At 43.9% G+C, this 16,364-nt stretch carries 15 protein-coding genes; 9 read left to right on the plus strand and 6 right to left on the minus strand.

Annotated elements, in window-relative coordinates:
• Positions 1-55 precede the first annotated feature (55 nt).
• Both IGK63_RS15335 and IGK63_RS15340 read left to right on the plus strand, forming a co-directional pair.
• A complete protein-coding gene (locus tag IGK63_RS15335) occupies positions 56-1,717 on the plus strand; it encodes a malolactic enzyme (protein ID WP_276525021.1) in 1,662 nt (553 codons plus the stop codon).
• Positions 1,718-1,730: 13 nt separating this feature from the next.
• Positions 1,731-3,011 carry a 2-hydroxycarboxylate transporter family protein gene (locus tag IGK63_RS15340; protein WP_005230514.1) on the plus strand — a complete coding sequence of 427 codons (1,281 nt, stop codon included), beginning with the start codon at positions 1,731-1,733 and terminating at the stop codon, positions 3,009-3,011.
• Between the two features lie 180 nt (positions 3,012-3,191).
• Here the strand turns inward: IGK63_RS15340 and IGK63_RS15345 are convergent, their stop codons facing one another.
• Positions 3,192-4,574: a lytic polysaccharide monooxygenase gene (locus IGK63_RS15345; RefSeq protein ID WP_034872425.1), complete on the minus strand. Its 1,383-nt coding sequence runs from the start codon at positions 4,572-4,574 to the stop codon at positions 3,192-3,194.
• A 276-nt stretch (positions 4,575-4,850) separates the two neighbouring features.
• Positions 4,851-6,374, minus strand: coding sequence for a flavocytochrome c (locus IGK63_RS15350; protein WP_016613729.1), 1,524 nt, complete (start codon positions 6,372-6,374; stop codon positions 4,851-4,853).
• Positions 6,375-6,855: 481 nt separating this feature from the next.
• On the opposite strand from IGK63_RS15350, the gene IGK63_RS15355 reads away from it, so the two are divergent.
• Positions 6,856-7,275, plus strand: coding sequence for a phosphate-starvation-inducible PsiE family protein (locus IGK63_RS15355; protein ID WP_008381850.1), 420 nt, complete (start codon positions 6,856-6,858; stop codon positions 7,273-7,275).
• A gap of 15 nt (positions 7,276-7,290) precedes the next feature.
• Here the strand turns inward: IGK63_RS15355 and IGK63_RS15360 are convergent, their stop codons facing one another.
• Positions 7,291-9,096, minus strand: coding sequence for a sensor histidine kinase (locus tag IGK63_RS15360; RefSeq protein ID WP_016613728.1), 1,806 nt, complete (start codon positions 9,094-9,096; stop codon positions 7,291-7,293).
• A gap of 53 nt (positions 9,097-9,149) precedes the next feature.
• On the opposite strand from IGK63_RS15360, the gene IGK63_RS15365 reads away from it, so the two are divergent.
• Complete coding sequence (locus IGK63_RS15365) at positions 9,150-9,866, plus strand: response regulator transcription factor (RefSeq protein WP_008381846.1); 717 nt, start codon at positions 9,150-9,152, stop codon at positions 9,864-9,866.
• On the opposite strand, the gene citG is transcribed toward IGK63_RS15365, so the two are convergent.
• The 3 genes from citG to IGK63_RS15380 all read right to left on the minus strand — a co-directional run bounded on the left by citG (position 9,843) and on the right by IGK63_RS15380 (position 12,857).
• Positions 9,843-10,706, minus strand: a complete 864-nt coding sequence (gene citG / locus IGK63_RS15370) for a triphosphoribosyl-dephospho-CoA synthase CitG (protein WP_422708954.1) — start codon at positions 10,704-10,706, stop codon at positions 9,843-9,845. The two genes, IGK63_RS15365 and citG, sit on opposite strands and share 24 nt — an antisense overlap.
• A complete protein-coding gene (locus IGK63_RS15375) occupies positions 10,699-11,394 on the minus strand; it encodes a GntR family transcriptional regulator (protein WP_005233081.1) in 696 nt (231 codons plus the stop codon). The genes citG and IGK63_RS15375 overlap by 8 nt, the downstream gene beginning before the upstream one ends.
• Before the next feature lie 116 nt (positions 11,395-11,510).
• Positions 11,511-12,857, minus strand: coding sequence for a CitMHS family transporter (locus tag IGK63_RS15380; protein WP_034872423.1), 1,347 nt, complete (start codon positions 12,855-12,857; stop codon positions 11,511-11,513).
• Between the two features lie 431 nt (positions 12,858-13,288).
• Between IGK63_RS15380 and IGK63_RS15385 the strand changes: the two genes are divergently transcribed.
• The 5 genes from IGK63_RS15385 to citC are packed head-to-tail and all read left to right on the plus strand — an operon-like array spanning position 13,289 to position 16,356.
• Complete coding sequence (locus IGK63_RS15385; protein ID WP_223347142.1) at positions 13,289-13,636, plus strand: hypothetical protein; 348 nt, start codon at positions 13,289-13,291, stop codon at positions 13,634-13,636.
• A 9-nt stretch (positions 13,637-13,645) separates the two neighbouring features.
• Complete coding sequence (locus IGK63_RS15390) at positions 13,646-14,059, plus strand: acetyl-CoA carboxylase biotin carboxyl carrier protein subunit (protein ID WP_005233074.1); 414 nt, start codon at positions 13,646-13,648, stop codon at positions 14,057-14,059.
• A gap of 23 nt (positions 14,060-14,082) precedes the next feature.
• Complete coding sequence (locus IGK63_RS15395; RefSeq protein WP_005233072.1) at positions 14,083-15,198, plus strand: sodium ion-translocating decarboxylase subunit beta; 1,116 nt, start codon at positions 14,083-14,085, stop codon at positions 15,196-15,198.
• A gap of 24 nt (positions 15,199-15,222) precedes the next feature.
• Complete coding sequence (locus IGK63_RS15400) at positions 15,223-15,348, plus strand: OadG-related small transporter subunit (RefSeq protein ID WP_008381833.1); 126 nt, start codon at positions 15,223-15,225, stop codon at positions 15,346-15,348.
• A 12-nt stretch (positions 15,349-15,360) separates the two neighbouring features.
• Entirely contained in the window at positions 15,361-16,356 is a 996-nt protein-coding gene (citC, locus tag IGK63_RS15405; RefSeq protein WP_016613724.1) for a [citrate (pro-3S)-lyase] ligase, read from the plus strand.
• Positions 16,357-16,364: the final 8 nt, after the last annotated feature.

The following is a 16,364-nucleotide window of genomic DNA, read 5'->3' on the forward strand; positions in this document are numbered from 1 at the left end:
TATACCACCGATAGTTGACTATAATTCTGTCCGAGGATTAAAGTAGCTAATGGAAATGAACGAGTACTCAAAATATATCCATTGGAGGAACATAATGAAAGCACATGACATCTTAAATAACCCATTTTTGAACAAAGGAACCGCGTTTACACAAGAAGAACGAAAAGAACTAGGGCTGATCGGTTTATTGCCCCCACACGTGCAAACGATCGAAGAACAAGCAGAACAAGCTTATTTGCAATATGTCACCAAAGAATCAGACATTGAAAAACGTCACTTTTTAATGGAAATCTTTAATACCAATCGGACATTGTTCTACTATTTGTTCAATCAACATATCGTTGAATTCAATCCGATCGTCTATGATCCAACGATTGCTGATACCATTGAAAATTACAGCCGCCTATTTGTGGATCCTCAATATGCAGCATACTTAGATATCAATCATCCAGAGAACATCGAAGAAACGTTGAAAAATGCCGCTGGCGATCGGGACATTCGCTTGATCGTAGCCACAGATGCTGAAGGGATTCTTGGGATTGGTGACTGGGGTGTCCAAGGTGTCGATATTTCTGTCGGTAAATTGATGATTTATACAGCAGCTGCTGGGATCGACCCTGCTTCTGTTTTACCAATCGTGATCGATGCCGGTACCAACCGTAAAGAATTGTTAGAGGATCATTTGTATCTAGGCAATCGTCAAGAACGTGTCTACGGTGATGCCTACTACCAATTCATCGATCAATTTGTTCAAACGGCAGAATCATTGTTCCCTAAACTTTACTTGCATTGGGAAGACTTTGGCCGTTCAAATGCTGCAACGATTTTGGACAAATACAAACAAACAATTCCAACTTTTAACGATGACATCCAAGGAACGGGAATCGTTGTGCTGGGCGGTATCTTCGGTGCACTGGATATTACAGGTGAAAAATTAACGGATCAAGTCTACTTATGTTATGGCGGTGGTTCCGCTGGTGCCGGGATTGCCAGTCGAGTCCATGCGGAAATGGTCAGCGAAGGTCTTTCAGAAGAAGAAGCCTACAATCATTTCTTTATGGTTGACAAACAAGGGCTTTTGTTCGATGATATGTCCGATTTGACTCCTGCACAAAAACCATTTGCCAAAAAACGGGCTGACTTTGCCAATGCTGGCGATATGACGCAATTGATCAATGTCATTAAAGTCGCAAAACCAACGATTTTGGTCGGTACTTCAACCAATGCGGGTGCCTTTACCAAAGAAGTTGTGGAAGCGATGTGTGAAAACACTGCTCGTCCAGTGATTTTCCCTATCTCGAATCCAACCAAAAAATTAGAAGCAACGGCTGAACAAGTAATCGAATGGTCTGATGGAAAAGCCTTTGTAGCAACCGGTGTCCCTTCAGGAACGATCCAATACAAAGGGGTCGACTACCAAATCGGTCAAGCAAACAACGCCTTGATCTATCCTGGTCTAGGGTTAGGTATGTTGGCTTCAGAAGCCTCTCTCTTGACCGACGAAATGATTGGTGCCGCTGCTCACTCATTAAGTGGTTTGGTTGATTTGAGCCAACCCGGTGCACCTGTTCTCCCACCATTTGAATACGTTGCGGACGTTTCTATCAAAGTGGCTGAAGCAGTTGCCAATAAAGCCAAAGAACAAGGACTAGCCCAAGCGCAAGAAACCGATATGGCAAAAGCTGTCCAAAATCTTAAATGGTATCCAACATACTAGGAAGGTCTGAAAAATGAATAAATTAAAAACGATGACGATTTCGGGAATTAGTCTTCCCTTGTATCTCTTTTTCATGGTTGTCATATTCAGTGCGATTGCCTTAGACAAGTTGCCATTAAATATGGTTGGGATCACCATTTTACTGGTTGCCTTAGGACACCTGCTGTATTTCATTGGGGAAAAACTCCCGATCATGAATTCTTATCTTGGCGGTGGGTCAGTTTTTACCCTGCTTGGTGCCACCCTTTTGGCCTCCTTCCATCTCGTTCCCACGAAAGTCATTGACGCGGTCAGTGACTTCATGGGGGGCGGTTTTGGTTTTCTTGATTTCTATATTGCCGCTTTGATTTGCGGCTCGATTTTAGGTATGAACCGCAATTTGTTGGTGAAGGCTTCTACGAAATTCATTCCTGTTGCTTTGATCACCATGGTAGTAGGCTTTTTCTCCGTCGGCCTTGTCGGTATGCTGCTAGGCAATGGCTTTGCTGATTCGGTGATGTACGTCTCTCTACCAATGATGTCTGGCGGAATGGGAGCGGGAATCACCCCACTTTCACAAATTTATGCTGATGGCTTGGCAAACGGCAATCAAGCCGCCATCTTTTCTCAATTAGCGCCAGCAGTTACTTTCGGGAATATTCTTGCCATTATTGGTGCTTTATTTATCGCAAAGGCCTTTGCTAAAACCAAATACAATGGCCATGGCACCCTGATCAATGCCACGAAAGAAGAATTAGAAAAACCAAAAATAACGCTTGATGCCCAACAAATCGGGGTCGGGATGTTGTTTTCCTTTTCACTGTTGGTCGTTGGTGCGATTTTAAGCGACTTTTTCCCTAAAATTCACGAGTATGCCTTTATGATCGTGATTGTCTTTATTCTGAAAGCCTTGAATATTGTCCCTAAGAAACTCGAAGATTCTGTGGTGATGTTCAACAATGTTGTAATGACGAATTTGACCCACGCAGTCTTGGCGGGGATTGGTTTGGCATTGATCGATCTGTCAACACTGGCCTCTGCCTTTACTTGGCAATTTGTCGTGCTTTGCCTAACCAGTGTCGTATCTATGGGGGCTGCCAGCTGGTTCTTCGGGATGGTATTAGGGATGTACCCCGTTGAAACCGCAATTGGCGCCGGTATGATCAACAACTCGATGGGGGGAACAGGTAATATCGCTGTATTGTCTGCCTCTGATAGAATGGAAATGATTGCTTTTGCCCAAATGGCCAACCGTTTATGCGGTGCGATCGTGCTGATTCTAGGTGGAATCTTGATCCGTTTCTTCTATTCTTGATCTAAAACAAAAAACAGGTGCTGCTACGCATGATGCATAGCAGCACCTGTTTTTGCATTCCTCAAACGAATTCGTCCAATTGGTTGCACGAATCAAACAAAGGTCCAACCATTTCCTCATAAAAGAGCCAAAAAGAGCAGTGCCTCCGCACTGCTCTTGCTTTCCTGATTCATTCAAGGGTTACAGCTTCTGAAACAAGGTTGGTGCTTGATCAGGAGACCAAGTGTTGTCCCCGTAATTTGAGTGGGTGTTAATCACGACATAATTGCTGCCTTTATGGCTCACGATTTCACCACTTGTATACACTTCTGGTGCAGAGAATGTACCTAGTTTCCACACACGGTATTCTGACTCCCCGCCTCCAGGTGTTTCAGTTTCTTCTTTGGCATTGGTTTTCACGCTCAGCTGGTTACTGAAAGCGGATTGTTCGCCCGTTTTGCTGATTGCTTTGATTTGGTAATTGTAGGTTGTATCCGCTGCTAGATTCGTGTCTTCATAGGTTGTTCCTGTGGCCGTAGCAATTTTGACGCCATTGCGGTAAACATCATATCCAGCGATCCCATTTGTATGAGTCGATGCTTGCCACATTAAGGAAACGCTGCTGTCTGTCACGCTCATTTGATGCAGGTTGCCTGGTGTCGAAGGTGTTTCGACTTGATTGTCTGCTGAGGTAGTCACTTTCACTGCAGCACTTTTTTCTGAAACTAACGCAGTAAAGCCGACTGCTTCTACTTGATAGCTATAGGTTGTGTTGGCTTTTAATTGTGTGTCGGTAAAAGTTGGCTCAGTAGTCGTTGCCACTAAGGCACCATCGCGATACACGTTGTATTCTTTCGCATCGGTTTGACCGTTCCATGCTAAAGCCACCGTGCTGCTAGTCACTCGTTCTGAGCGGACATTTGCTGGTGCTGCTGGTTTTTCGGGAATGACCGTTGAGCCGGAAACGTTGACGTCAATCACGTTATAAAAGGCATTTGGCGTATCGGCAACATCCCAGACCGCTAAAATGACATGGTAACCGAGACGATTTTCTGGAATGGTAATGGTATGGCTTGGGCTATTGCTGGCAGCCGAACCATCGTGATTCACAGTAGCGATCAATTCCAAGCTATCTCTTGAAAGTGGCGCGTTTTGATCCCAACCTGGTTTCGTGATATAGTAATGCCATTTTGTGGTCTTGTGAGGCGCTGTATAATGCCAATTGACCCGCAATGGTCCTTGATTGATGTCTTGTTTGGTCCAACGATTGGTTCCTTGTTCATCAAGAACAAAGTCCCCGATTTGTCCGAGTCCACCATCTGCCGAAGCGATACGACCATCTACTGGTCCTGCTTCTGGAAAGCCCTTTTTGGTTTCCAATGATTGTGGGTTTGAAATGACATTGCCATATTTTTCAAACGCAGCGCTCCACCCTAACGTATTGCGATCCAAAGACCCTTGATAGCCCCGACTGACCGGTGATTCCACATAACCATGAGCAAATACTTGTTTTCCCGTGAAGAACAAGGTCCCTCCAAGTAAGATTGCCACCCCGACCGACCATTTTACCAATGCGTTTTTCATACTCTGCCTCCTAAAATTTTTTATCATCGAATAAACCAATCCTATCCGTTTATTCCTTGATTCCGATTCATTGAAAAGCAAACCCTACATATATAAATAGTTTATTTATATATGTATGATAAACGACTTAATCATTATAAGATTATAATGACTAGTTTTCCGTCCTTTCAGTTAGAAATACAAAAAACTTGAAACGATTCTCCTCCTAATCACTTAAGAGGATTCGTTCCAAGTTACTTTCTTTATAGACGATCTTTTTTAGGAAAAAACAGCCGCTTATTTCCCGTTTTCTTTCACATAGTCAGAGGATTGCGCGCCTGCTTGGCGACCAAAGACCATAATGTCGGCTACAGCATTGCCGCCGATTCGATTTTGTCCGTGGATACCGCCGGTCACTTCACCTGCTGCATACAAGCCAGTGATTGGTGTGCCATCTTCTTTCAACACTTGGGTCTTCGTATTGATCTTGACGCCGCCCATTGTATGGTGGATCCCAGGTGCAATTTGAATCGCATAGAATGGCCCTTCCGTCAAATCATAGTCCATCGCCGTTTCACGACCGAAATCTTTGTCGGCTTTGTCTGCCACTGCTTGGTTCCATGTATCTAAAGTTTTCTTCAAGGTTGCTGGATCGACATCGATTTTTTCAGCTAACGCTTCGATGGTGTCAGCTTCTACCACTACACCTTGTTCTTTGTAGTAATCGACTTGTTTGGCTCTACCTGCTAACGCATTGTCAAAAATCAAGTAGGCATAGCTTTCTGGCAGATCTGTGATGGCAGCTGAAACATTGTCGCGGGTTTCTAATTCATTGTAGAAACGTTCTCCTTGTTGGTTCACCAAAATGGCGCCTTCTCCACGAACGGTTTCACTGATCAACATACCTGTATCTTGAACCACTGTTGGATGGACTTGGATTTGATCCATATCAACCGTTGCGCCGCCTAATTCTTCGATCATCTTGATACCATCGCCTGTACTTCCTTCAGAAGTCGTGCTGACATAGCCTTTCAGATCTGGACGATATTTTTCGATCAGTTCTTTGTTGGAGCCAAAACCACCAGTAGTAACAACCACTGCATCACCAGCGATTTCTTTTTCTTCGCCATTGATTTTCACGTTGACGCCAGTGACTTTGCCGTCTGTTTCATTGATTTTTGTCACATCAGCATTTACAAACAAAGGAATTTCTTGCTCATGAATGTTTCTCAACAGGCCATCCACCAAATACGTACCGACTGCTGAACCGTCGTGAGGACGATGGATCCGTTTTACACTGGCACCACCGCTATAGCTGATATTGTCTAAAGTGATCCCCATTGAATCCAACCAATCAATCGCTGAAGCAGAGTTGTCTACTAAATAATGTAGCAATTCTTGATCGTTGGTTCCTTTACCACCTTTAAGGGTATCTTCAAAAAATTGTTCATTCGAATCTTCAATACCTTGGGCTTCTTGGAATTTGGTTTCTGATGCGTTCATTCCGCCAGAAGATTTCAAGGTATTTCCGCCTGCGATCGGCATTTTTTCTAAAATGACTGGATTCATTCCAGCATCTTTAGCCGACAAGGCTGCTGCCATCCCTGCACCGCCAGCACCAACGATGACGATATCATATTGATCTTTTAACTCTGCTGGATCGGTATACTCTTGTTGGGAAGCACCTGAAGTGACTTCACTTTCTGAAGAAGAGCTTGACGCACTGCTGCTGGCTTTTGTTCCGCCATCGGCACCACATGCACTAAGCAACAATAATGAGGCTGCCCCAATCACCCATTTTGACCATCCACTTTTTTTCATTTGTTTCCCTCCGTTTTTCTTTTTGCCCTTTTCTCCTCACTGATCCCCGTCATATATGATGAGAAAAGAAGCATTTTTCTTGCGAACCCCGCTTAACTTGTTACTTTATTAACAATGGTAAACATCTTGCGATCGGACTATTTTTCTATTCGATAGCGATAAAAACATTGTTTAAGCAACATTTCAACAGAGTTCTATTTTATTTAACCATTGTAACAAAAAAAGAAACTAAGTGTCTCGTAATAATTTGTGTATATTTTAACTATCAATTCTCATCTTTTTCTAATTTTATCGGAAAAAGATACTATATTTTCCTCGCTAATTTCTGCTATTCAAAGCTGCCACAAAGGTCCCGCTCATAGAATGACCGTTAAGTTCGCGGTCAAAAAGATATTGCCGCGATTGTTCTTTCACTGTTCTTTTCCCTTTGTCCTGCGCCTTCTTTTGTATAATAAAAGAAAAAGCAGAAATGGAGTGGCAAATGGAAAAATTGACCCGGATGTTCGAGCGAGTGATCAGTATCTGTATTGATAGCATGTTAGCGATCTTAGTCGTTGTCGTCTTGATTTTTATGGGAAAAGCGATTTTTATGATCAGCACGACGCTCTTTCCTTTAAGTGAAGCGCCCCACCTGTCCTTTTTGATTGAAGAAATTGCCACGTTATTCATTTTGTTAGAAATCATTTTGATGTTGCTGCGGTATATGAAGGACGGACACCATATTCCCGTCCGTTACTTGATTTTGATCAGTATTACTGCGATTTTGCGCGAGCTATTGCTGACGCAAGGCATGGCGAACGATGCCCTATTTTTTGCTCTAGCGATTTTTGTCTTGGTACTGGTCTTGCTAGTCCTGCAAAAAATCAATGCCTTCCAGCATGCCCAAGAAAAAGACCACTGAAACCATCCCATTGGATCAGTTGGGTTCAGTGGCTTTTTCGGGATCAGTTAGAGGAATACCAATATAAAAGGTGGTTCCTTTAGGCGTACTTGTAACATCGATCAACCAGTCGTTTTTTTCCACGATCGAAGAGACAGTAAAGAGTCCTAGACCAGTACCGCCAGTGGCACTCTTGGTCGTGAAGAAGCGGGTAAAGATTTTTTCTTGGATCGCTTCTGGTATGCCGGGACCGTTGTCGACGATTTCGATCAAAGCAAACTCCTGTTGTGCGGAGAAAGCTTGCTTACGAAATGGAAAGGTGGCGCTTTCTGTCGAAGTGCGACTCAATCGAATGCTGCAATCGGCATTTGCTTGGTACACATTCATCAACAAATTGTAAATGATGACTTGCAGATCGATCTTCTCGTAGACGGCATATCCTACTTCTTGGATATCATACGTAAGGGAAAAGGCTTTTGGCAACAGTGCGCGCATAGTATCGATGGCTTCTGTCAAGGTAGTAGCGATCGACTGCACAGTTTTATCGGCACTTTCGAGTTTCGAAAAACGCAGCACATTGCTGGATAACTCTTTGCCTTTTTCCGCCGCTTTGCAGACTTCTTGCAAGTCCTCCACTAAGACTTCATCGTGTTGGTTTTCCTCGATCAGCAATTGCAGATGACCAATCATAGGCGTCAAAAAGTTGTTTAGGTCATGGACGATTGAGGTCGTTAGCAAGCCAATGGTTTCCAGTTTTGATTCTTGCAAAATGTTTTTTTCGATTTCGTGCTTTTCTTTTAACAGCCGTTGTCGTTCTTTCAATGCTTGGTTTTCGACATAGGCTTGATTGCGTTTCATGTAGTTTTTGATCAGTACGGTCAATAAAATCATAATGACAAACAACAAACCCAGCAGGCCGATCAAAATCAAGTTGTCTTGTAAGAAGAGACCGCTTTGCTCCAAAAAATCGGCATTGCTGGCGACGATCAGCCGACTGTCGCCGATGGTGATCCATTGATAAGCAGCCAATTTCAGCACTTTTTGCAGTGTTTCTTCGTTCCACCAATAAGAATAATAGACGGAGGTGCCTTCTTCATTGTCGATTTGTTCTTGCTCCAAGCGCTCAAGATCGGTGAAATCCAGCTCTGGAAATTCTTTTTTGCGGCTCTCAACGATGGAAAAACCAATTTGTTCGTCCGATGGGTGCATAACGATCCGCATATCGGCGTTTTTGACCATCGTATAGCCGGAAACATTGCGATCGGTGGTAAATTCATGATGATACATGCGCTGCAGATTCAAAGGCATCACAAGAACCGCTTCTTTGTCGTCAAGGGTTAGGGACTGATACACATTTAAATAGGCCTCTTTACCATCGAAATAGACTTGCCCATTTTGTACCTGCCGACCCGCCAATACTTTGTCTAAGGATGGATCTTTAAATAACAGTTCCTGCATCGTTGGATCTTGTGGTTTATTTATAGACGTTGCGGTATTTTGGGCGATGACCTGACCTTGTTGGTCGATCAAAAACAATCCGACCATGGCATTGTTCGCGGAATTGATCACTGGTAACGTTAAGGGGCGCTGCAAATCAGCCAAGGCGGCACCTTCGAGGTGGTCATCGGCATAATTGGCAAGAGCCATGTGGTACGATTCGATACTACGGCTGATCAGCTTGATCGCCGCTTGGTTGACCGTTTCTAACTGCCGCAACCCGACGGTTTCAGCTTGTCTTTGTGCGCTTTTATAACTTGTAAAGGTAAAAATAAGTCCAATCAATGTAATGAATAAGGTAGCGACCACGCTTAAATACAGCCAAAACTTTGATGGCGGTTTCATTGTAAACCCCTTTCATATTTACTATAATACTATTGATACAGGAGGCGGATATTTTGCGAGATGAAAAAATTTTAATCGTTGATGATGACCCTGCTATTCGGCGGCTGATTTGGAAATCTTTACAATCGACGGGCATTTTGATCTACCAGACTGATTCCGTTGAAAAAACGATTGCGATCAATTCTCGTGTCAGCTTTGATCTTTTTTTACTGGATATCAGTTTGGAGCATGAAAATGACGGCTATCATTTGGCACAACTGATTCGAGAAGAAAACCCCACGGTGCCGATCGTCTTTTTGAGCGGTAAAAGTGACGAAAAAGATATGATCAACGGCTATGAGATCGGTGCCGATCACTACATTACGAAGCCTTTTTCACCGGCACTCTTAAAAGCACAAATCGTTTCGATTCTTGATCGCCGCAACGTGCTGCGAGAAAAAGGGATCGCCAAACCGGAAGGGGATCTGTGCAGCGGCATGTTTCGTTTTGACCAAAAACGCTATCAGTTTTTCAAAAATGACCAGCCCATCAAGTTGTCTTCAAAAGAAATCATGCTGATGCGCTTTTTCATGGAAAATCCGGATCAAGTGTTCTCGAAAGAACAGATTTACAGCAATGTTTGGCAAGATGGCCAATTCGATGCCAATACCGTGATGGTTTTTATCAATCATCTGCGAAACAAAATTGAAGATGAGCCGAAGCAAGCCCGTTTTTTGAAAACCGTTTGGGGGATCGGCTATACCTTTTTACCAGAAGGAGACGCCTTCTAGCTGCAAGAAATAAAGGGCCAAGGCTAAAAGATCCGCCGAGCCGCCGGGACTCAAATGGCGTGCGATCAACAATTGATCATAGGTCGTTAATTCACGAAGCAAGTCTGTATCCGACAGATTGGCTTGGTGAATTTTTTGCATTTCCTGCTGCACGGTCTTCATCGCCTCGTAGCCGCCTCGGTGGACGAGGTTGCTGTCTTCGGTTTCACTCATTAGATAGACCAACCCTCGCAACAAGGAAACGGAGGTTTTTTGTGGTTGCTGCCGTAAGTACTCCAGCAGTTTTTTAACCGTTGGATAACCAGCTGCGGCTTCTCCACGAATCCCCATCGTGCCGTAGGTTAAATAATTTTTTTCTCCGTAAGACAACTGGTTTTTGTGGGTGATTTGCTGCAGGTCTTGCTTGACCAAATGCTGGCAGATGTCGGCGGCAAGCTGCAGGATCTGATTAGTATCTTCAGCCGTCAGCACAGCCTTGTCATGCTGTTGATAATAGACTCCTGTCGCCCCCAACAAAACTGCAAAGGAAAAGTTCGCCCCTTTGTGGGTATTGATGCCTTTGGTTGCCTGAAGCATCGCTTCTTCTGCTTCTTGACCGATCCCACGTAACTGGTCAAACAGCTGGATCAGGGCGCCTGTATGGGCAAAGCCAACTTGGCTATAGCGCTGAAAAAAAGGCGCCAAACAAGTGATACTGTTGATAAAGGTAAACACATTCATGTCCTGATGCGCACCAGAGGAGCAAGGATCTACTAAACCAGGCTTGGGTGCTAACGCTACCTCATAATGCAGCGCATTGACTGCATAGCTGCTGGCGATAAAAAGACGGGAATCAGTCAATTTTTCTTCGCTCCATTTCAGCAAGAATAAATTGCAGGGAGTGATCCAAATGTTCATGGGTCAACAACGTGATCTGTTCCGTGTCATTGGTTCTCATGCCGCGATAAATCAGCCAATGTTCCGCCAATGCCGCATCCCTTCTTCTAGAAGAGCGAATCGCAATGTCACGAAAATAAACGAGGTACGCTTGCAGATCCAGCACAATACTTTTTAACCGCAGCATCTGGCTTTTTTCGTAAATAAACGCATTGAAGTCAGAAAAGTTTTTCAAGACCCCATCCACATCATCCTCACGATTCAGCTGCTCGCCATGTTCTAACAAGCAGCGCATCTCCCGGAAATCCTCCTCACTCATCAAGGCCATTGCTTTGATAGTCGCCAATGTATCCAATGATTTGCGGATATCGTAAATCTCATAAGCATCTTTGATACTGATCCCTTTTACGACGATGCCGATTTTTGGTACGTGTTCCACCAGTTTTTCAGCCACCAGCTGAGTCATGGCATAACGAATTGGGGTCCGGCTGATGTTTAACGTATCGGAAAATTCTTTCTCATTGATGCGAGAGCCTGCGGGAATGTCTCCTAAAATGATGGTTTTTTTGAACGCTTCATAGATCAAATCTTTTAATGGTTTATTTTTGGTCAGATCCAGATTTTTATTTACTGCATCAATAATTGGATTCATGATTTACTCCTATCATACTAAAAACAAATGAGATTTTTGGGAAAAAATAGATATATCGATAAACAAGGAAAACTACCGAGCAAAATGGCAGCCTGCTCGATAGTTTCTTTATGAAGTTACTGTGGAATATAAAACGGCATATGACCTAATAGTACGATCGTAACGACAAAGATCACGAAAATCCCCAGTGCGTATTTCGCCGCTTCTTTTTGCCATTGCCCCATATCTAAGCCAGTCAAGCGCAATAGCAAGTAGATGAAGGCAACCAATGGACTTAACAAGTGGAACGCTTGGCCCATTAAGGACGCCAAGGCCATCTGCATATTGGTGAAGCCATACGAACGACCCGCTTCTGCTAAGACCGGTAGAACCCCAAAGTAAAACCCATCATTGGAAATAAAGAAGGTCCCAGGTGCGGAAATCAGGGCGATAACTAACCCCCAGAAACCAGCCAATTGTTTAGGAATGATTTGCGTGAAACTATTCGCTAAGGCAGTAGCCATCCCAGAGCCTTGGAACAAGCCCATGAAGACGCCCGCTGCAAAAACTAAAATTACTACTTGCACAGCGTCGCCGCCGTTGGCACCGATCCGTGACGATTGATCTTTCAAAATTGGGTAGTTGACCATCAATGCGATACAAGTACCTACAAGGAATAACAAGATTGGTGGTAAAGCGATACTAGAAATAAAGGAGCTTGCTACTAACCAGCCAATCAAGACGATCGTTAAGATACCGTTGAAGACAAAGTTTTTCGGACGGCGGATCGCTAATGTATCAGGATCAGTCACAGTCGTCATTTCTAATATCTCATCGTTCGTCAGTTCCGTAACCCCTAAACGTTTCCGTTCTTGGATCCCCATTCTGCGAGCCACGAAGAAAATCACATATAACAGAGACAAAATCATTCCTGGCAACAAATAAGAAAGGATATCCGCATCAACTTCCAGCACGGCCATTGCTCGGGCAGTCGGTCCGCCCCATGGCAATAAGTTCATGATGGTGTTTTGCAAAATGATCAAGACACCAAGGTTCATCATTTTCATATTCAGCTTCTTGTAGATGGGAATAAACGCAGAACAACAAATCAAGGTAGTGGTCGTTCCATCACCGTTCAAAGAGACCGCAGCGGCAACGACTGCCGTTGCCATCAAGACTTTCATCGGATCGCCTTTAGCAAAATAAATCATTTTTTTCGTGATTGGATCAAACAAACCGGCATCCAACATAATGGAAAAGTACAAAATCGCAAACAGCAACATGATTCCTGTGTTGGCTGTTGTCGAGATGCCCTCAAGGACAAAATCACCGATGTTGCCTTTTTCGGAAACACCAGCAACCATCGCAACGAGGGTAAATAGTAATGGGATAATTACTAAGGATGTAAAGGGTGACATTTTTTTCTTCATGATGACAAACATGAAGACAATAATCATGGCATAGGACAAAATTGTTAAGAACATTTTCTTCTTCCTTTCATGCATCGAAATGTGTAAGCGTTATCAAAAAACATTTTAAAAAAATTACAGGCCCGTAATTTGTTAGCGACAAGCGTCACTAGTTTGTGAATATTTTTCTTTTCTTAAAGGAAATAATGTTATTGAATGCTTTACACGTCTAAGAATAAACAATCAAGAAATAGAAAAAAAGACCCGTTTAAAAAAAGAACAGCAAAAAAACAATTTCTCTTTTCAAATCTTATTTTTCGTTTAAAAAGTTCTTAACAGAATATTAACGCAAGAAAAACCTTGATAAATCAACGTTTATATCGGTTTTTCACTCTTTTCTCAAAAAAGGAACACTGAAAAAACAATTTTCAGCCGAAATAAATCTCGCTGATTGAACGGGAGTTTCTATAATGAAAGGGAACGAATCATTGAGAAAGGAGAAACCCATGAATCTTATTAAAAGATTGTTCAAAAAAACGCATGATGAACCAGATGCGCCTGTCAGTCCTCCTCTGAAGCCAAGGGAAATGATAGCGGACCCACCCGCGTCTGATTGGCAAGAAGTGTCGGGCTATCAGCCGGCGCCTGCAGAAGATTATCCGTTAGTCAGTCTGATAGCCGCCGCACTAGGTGCCGAGTGTTCCCCTGAAAGTCAGTTTGTCATTCGAAGAATTGAGAAACGCAATCCTGAATTTAAGCGAGTCACCCTGATTGCCGCCAGTATCGCCGCCGGAGAGCTATCAGATTCTCAGTTCACAATCAAAAAAATAGCCAAAAAAAATGAAAACAAGTGAGGGAAAAACATGTTACGTAAATTTAAAATAGCGATCGATGGGCAAGAATACCTTGTCGAAATGGAAGAAATCGGTGCCCCGCAACCTACCGCTCCTGCCCCAGCAGTGCCAACACCGGCTCCAGCAGCGGCACCCGCTCAACCAGAACCAGTCAGCACACCAGAACCAGAAGTAGCACCACAGCCAGCGCCAGGTACGCTTCCTGCTGACGGCGAGCCGATTCATTCTCCAATGCCGGGAACGATTTTACGTCTCTTGGTCAATGTAGGTGATACTGTACAAGAAAACCAGTCGTTGATGATTTTAGAAGCCATGAAGATGGAAAATGAGATCGTGGCACCAAAAGCCGGAACCGTTGTTGCGATTGCAGTCAATGCGGGCGACATGGTCAACCCAGGAGAACTGCTGATTACGATCGGCTAATTTATTGAAAAGGAAGTGACGTAGTGGAAACGTTAATTGAAGGTGTAGTCGGGTTAGGATCGGAGCCGGGACGGATCGTTATGATGCTCATCGGTGGTCTATTGATGTATTTGGGGATCAAGAAAGAATATGAACCAACCTTGTTGGTTCCTATGGGATTGGGCACGTTGTTAGTGAACTTCCCGAACTCAGGTGTGTTAAGTGCTGGTGGAGAAGCTGGCCCGTTCCAAGTATTGTTTGATATGGGGATCTCAACTGAATTGTTCCCTTTGCTTTTGTTTATCGGGATTGGTGCGATGATCGACTTCGGTCCATTGCTGCAAAATCCATTTCTTTTATTGTTTGGTGCCGCTGCGCAATTCGGGATCTTCTTTACGATCATCGTTGCCGTGCTGCTTGGTTTTGATTTAAACGACGCAGCTTCCATCGGGATCATCGGTGCCGCTGACGGACCAACGTCGATTTTTGTCGCAAATACGCTGAACTCGAAATATATGGGTGCGATCATGGTAGCAGCTTACTCTTACATGGCGCTAGTACCGATCATTCAACCGGTAGCCATCAAAGCTGTGACGACCAAGCACGAACGAAAAATCCGCATGACGTATCGTGCCGGTGAAGTTTCGCAAACGGCAAAAATTTTGTTCCCGATCGTGATCTCGATCGTAGCAGGGTTGATTGCTCCTGTTTCATTGCCATTGGTCGGATTTTTGATGTTCGGAAATCTCTTGCGGGAATGTGGTGTCTTGGATCGTTTGTCCATCACCGCTCAAAACGAACTGGTGAATATCATCAGTATCCTCCTAGGTTTATCAATTTCTGTGAAAATGCAATATGAAGAATTTTTACAAGTCGATACATTGATGGTTATTGGTTTAGGGCTGGTTGCCTTCATTATGGACTCGGTCGGCGGCGTGTTGTTTGCGAAAGTGCTGAACTTGTTCCGTAAAGAAAAAATCAACCCAATGATCGGTGCAGCTGGTATCTCTGCGTTTCCAATGTCTAGTCGTGTCATCCAAAAAATGGCGACAGATGAAGATCCGCAAAACTTTATCTTGATGCATGCAGCCGGTGCCAACGTTTCAGGACAGATTGCTTCGGTCATCGCCGGTGGCTTACTGCTGGCACTGATTGCTTAGGTCACTAGAAAGGAGAGGAAAATTATGAGTCAAGATTTACTGACTTCATTTGAATTGTTGTTATTCGGTTGGGGCGGCGTCTTTGTCGTGATCCTGATCATCTACTTCGCATCCTTGCTTTTGTCGAAGCTCTTCCCAGTAAAAAAATAAAGAAGGCATTGTATGTATACCCTAAAAAGAATCTGGCTGCAAAAAGATCCGGAAGTCTTTTTGCAATGGCAAAAATTGATCACCCGTGCTGGCTTAGCCGTCGGTGAAGAAGTAGCCTATACCGTCGGCATTTTTGACCAGCAAACCTTGATTGCTACTGCTTCTTGCTATGCCAATATCATCAAGTATGTGGTGGTCTGTGAAAAAAAACGCTCCGAACAGCTGTTGACGCAATTGATTTCGCACCTTAGCGATCATATCAAAGACGAGGGCTATACCAAGTCCTTCGTCTATACAGCACCGAAAAATCGTCTGTTTTTTGAATCTCTCGGGTTTCGTGAAGTGCTGGCAGCACAAGACATCTTGTTCATGGAACAAGGCGTTCCTTCTTATGAAAGCTATGCCCAACAACTGCAACGGCAGCGAATCGGACAAAACAACGGCGCGATCGTAATGAACGCCAATCCTTTTACCAAGGGACATTTGTACTTAGTTGAAACAGCTGCGAGTCAAAAAGAGCAAGTTTATGTGTTCGTTTTGTCAGAAGACCGTTCACAGTTTTCTGCCAGTGAACGGCTGCAGATGGTGACGGAGGGCTTGGCTCACCTGTCAAATGTAACGGTGCTGCCGACCAACAACTATCTCGTCTCTTCAGCGGTCTTTCCCAGTTATTTCTTAAAAGAGCAAGCACCTGAGGCGATTGCCAAAAAACAAGCCGCCTTTGATGCAACCCTCTTCAAAGAAAAAATTGCCCCGCTGTTGGCGATCACCACGCGTTTTGTAGGCTCAGAGCCTTACTCACCCGTGACCCAACTCTACAATGAGGCAATGGCTGCCGTTTTTTCTCCCGAGCTTGAACTGATCGTGATTGACCGTCTGAAGATCAACCAATCAACCGTTTCGGCTACAAACGTTCGGAAAGCGATTGCAGAAAAAGATTTACCTTCCTTGCAGCAATTTTTGCCAGAAACAACGTTCTCATTTTTAATGCAGCATAACTATATTTAGAGGTGATA

The organism is Enterococcus sp. AZ040, assembly GCF_050499185.1.
GTDB classification, from domain to species: Bacteria; Bacillota; Bacilli; order Lactobacillales; family Enterococcaceae; genus Enterococcus_D; species Enterococcus_D entomosocium.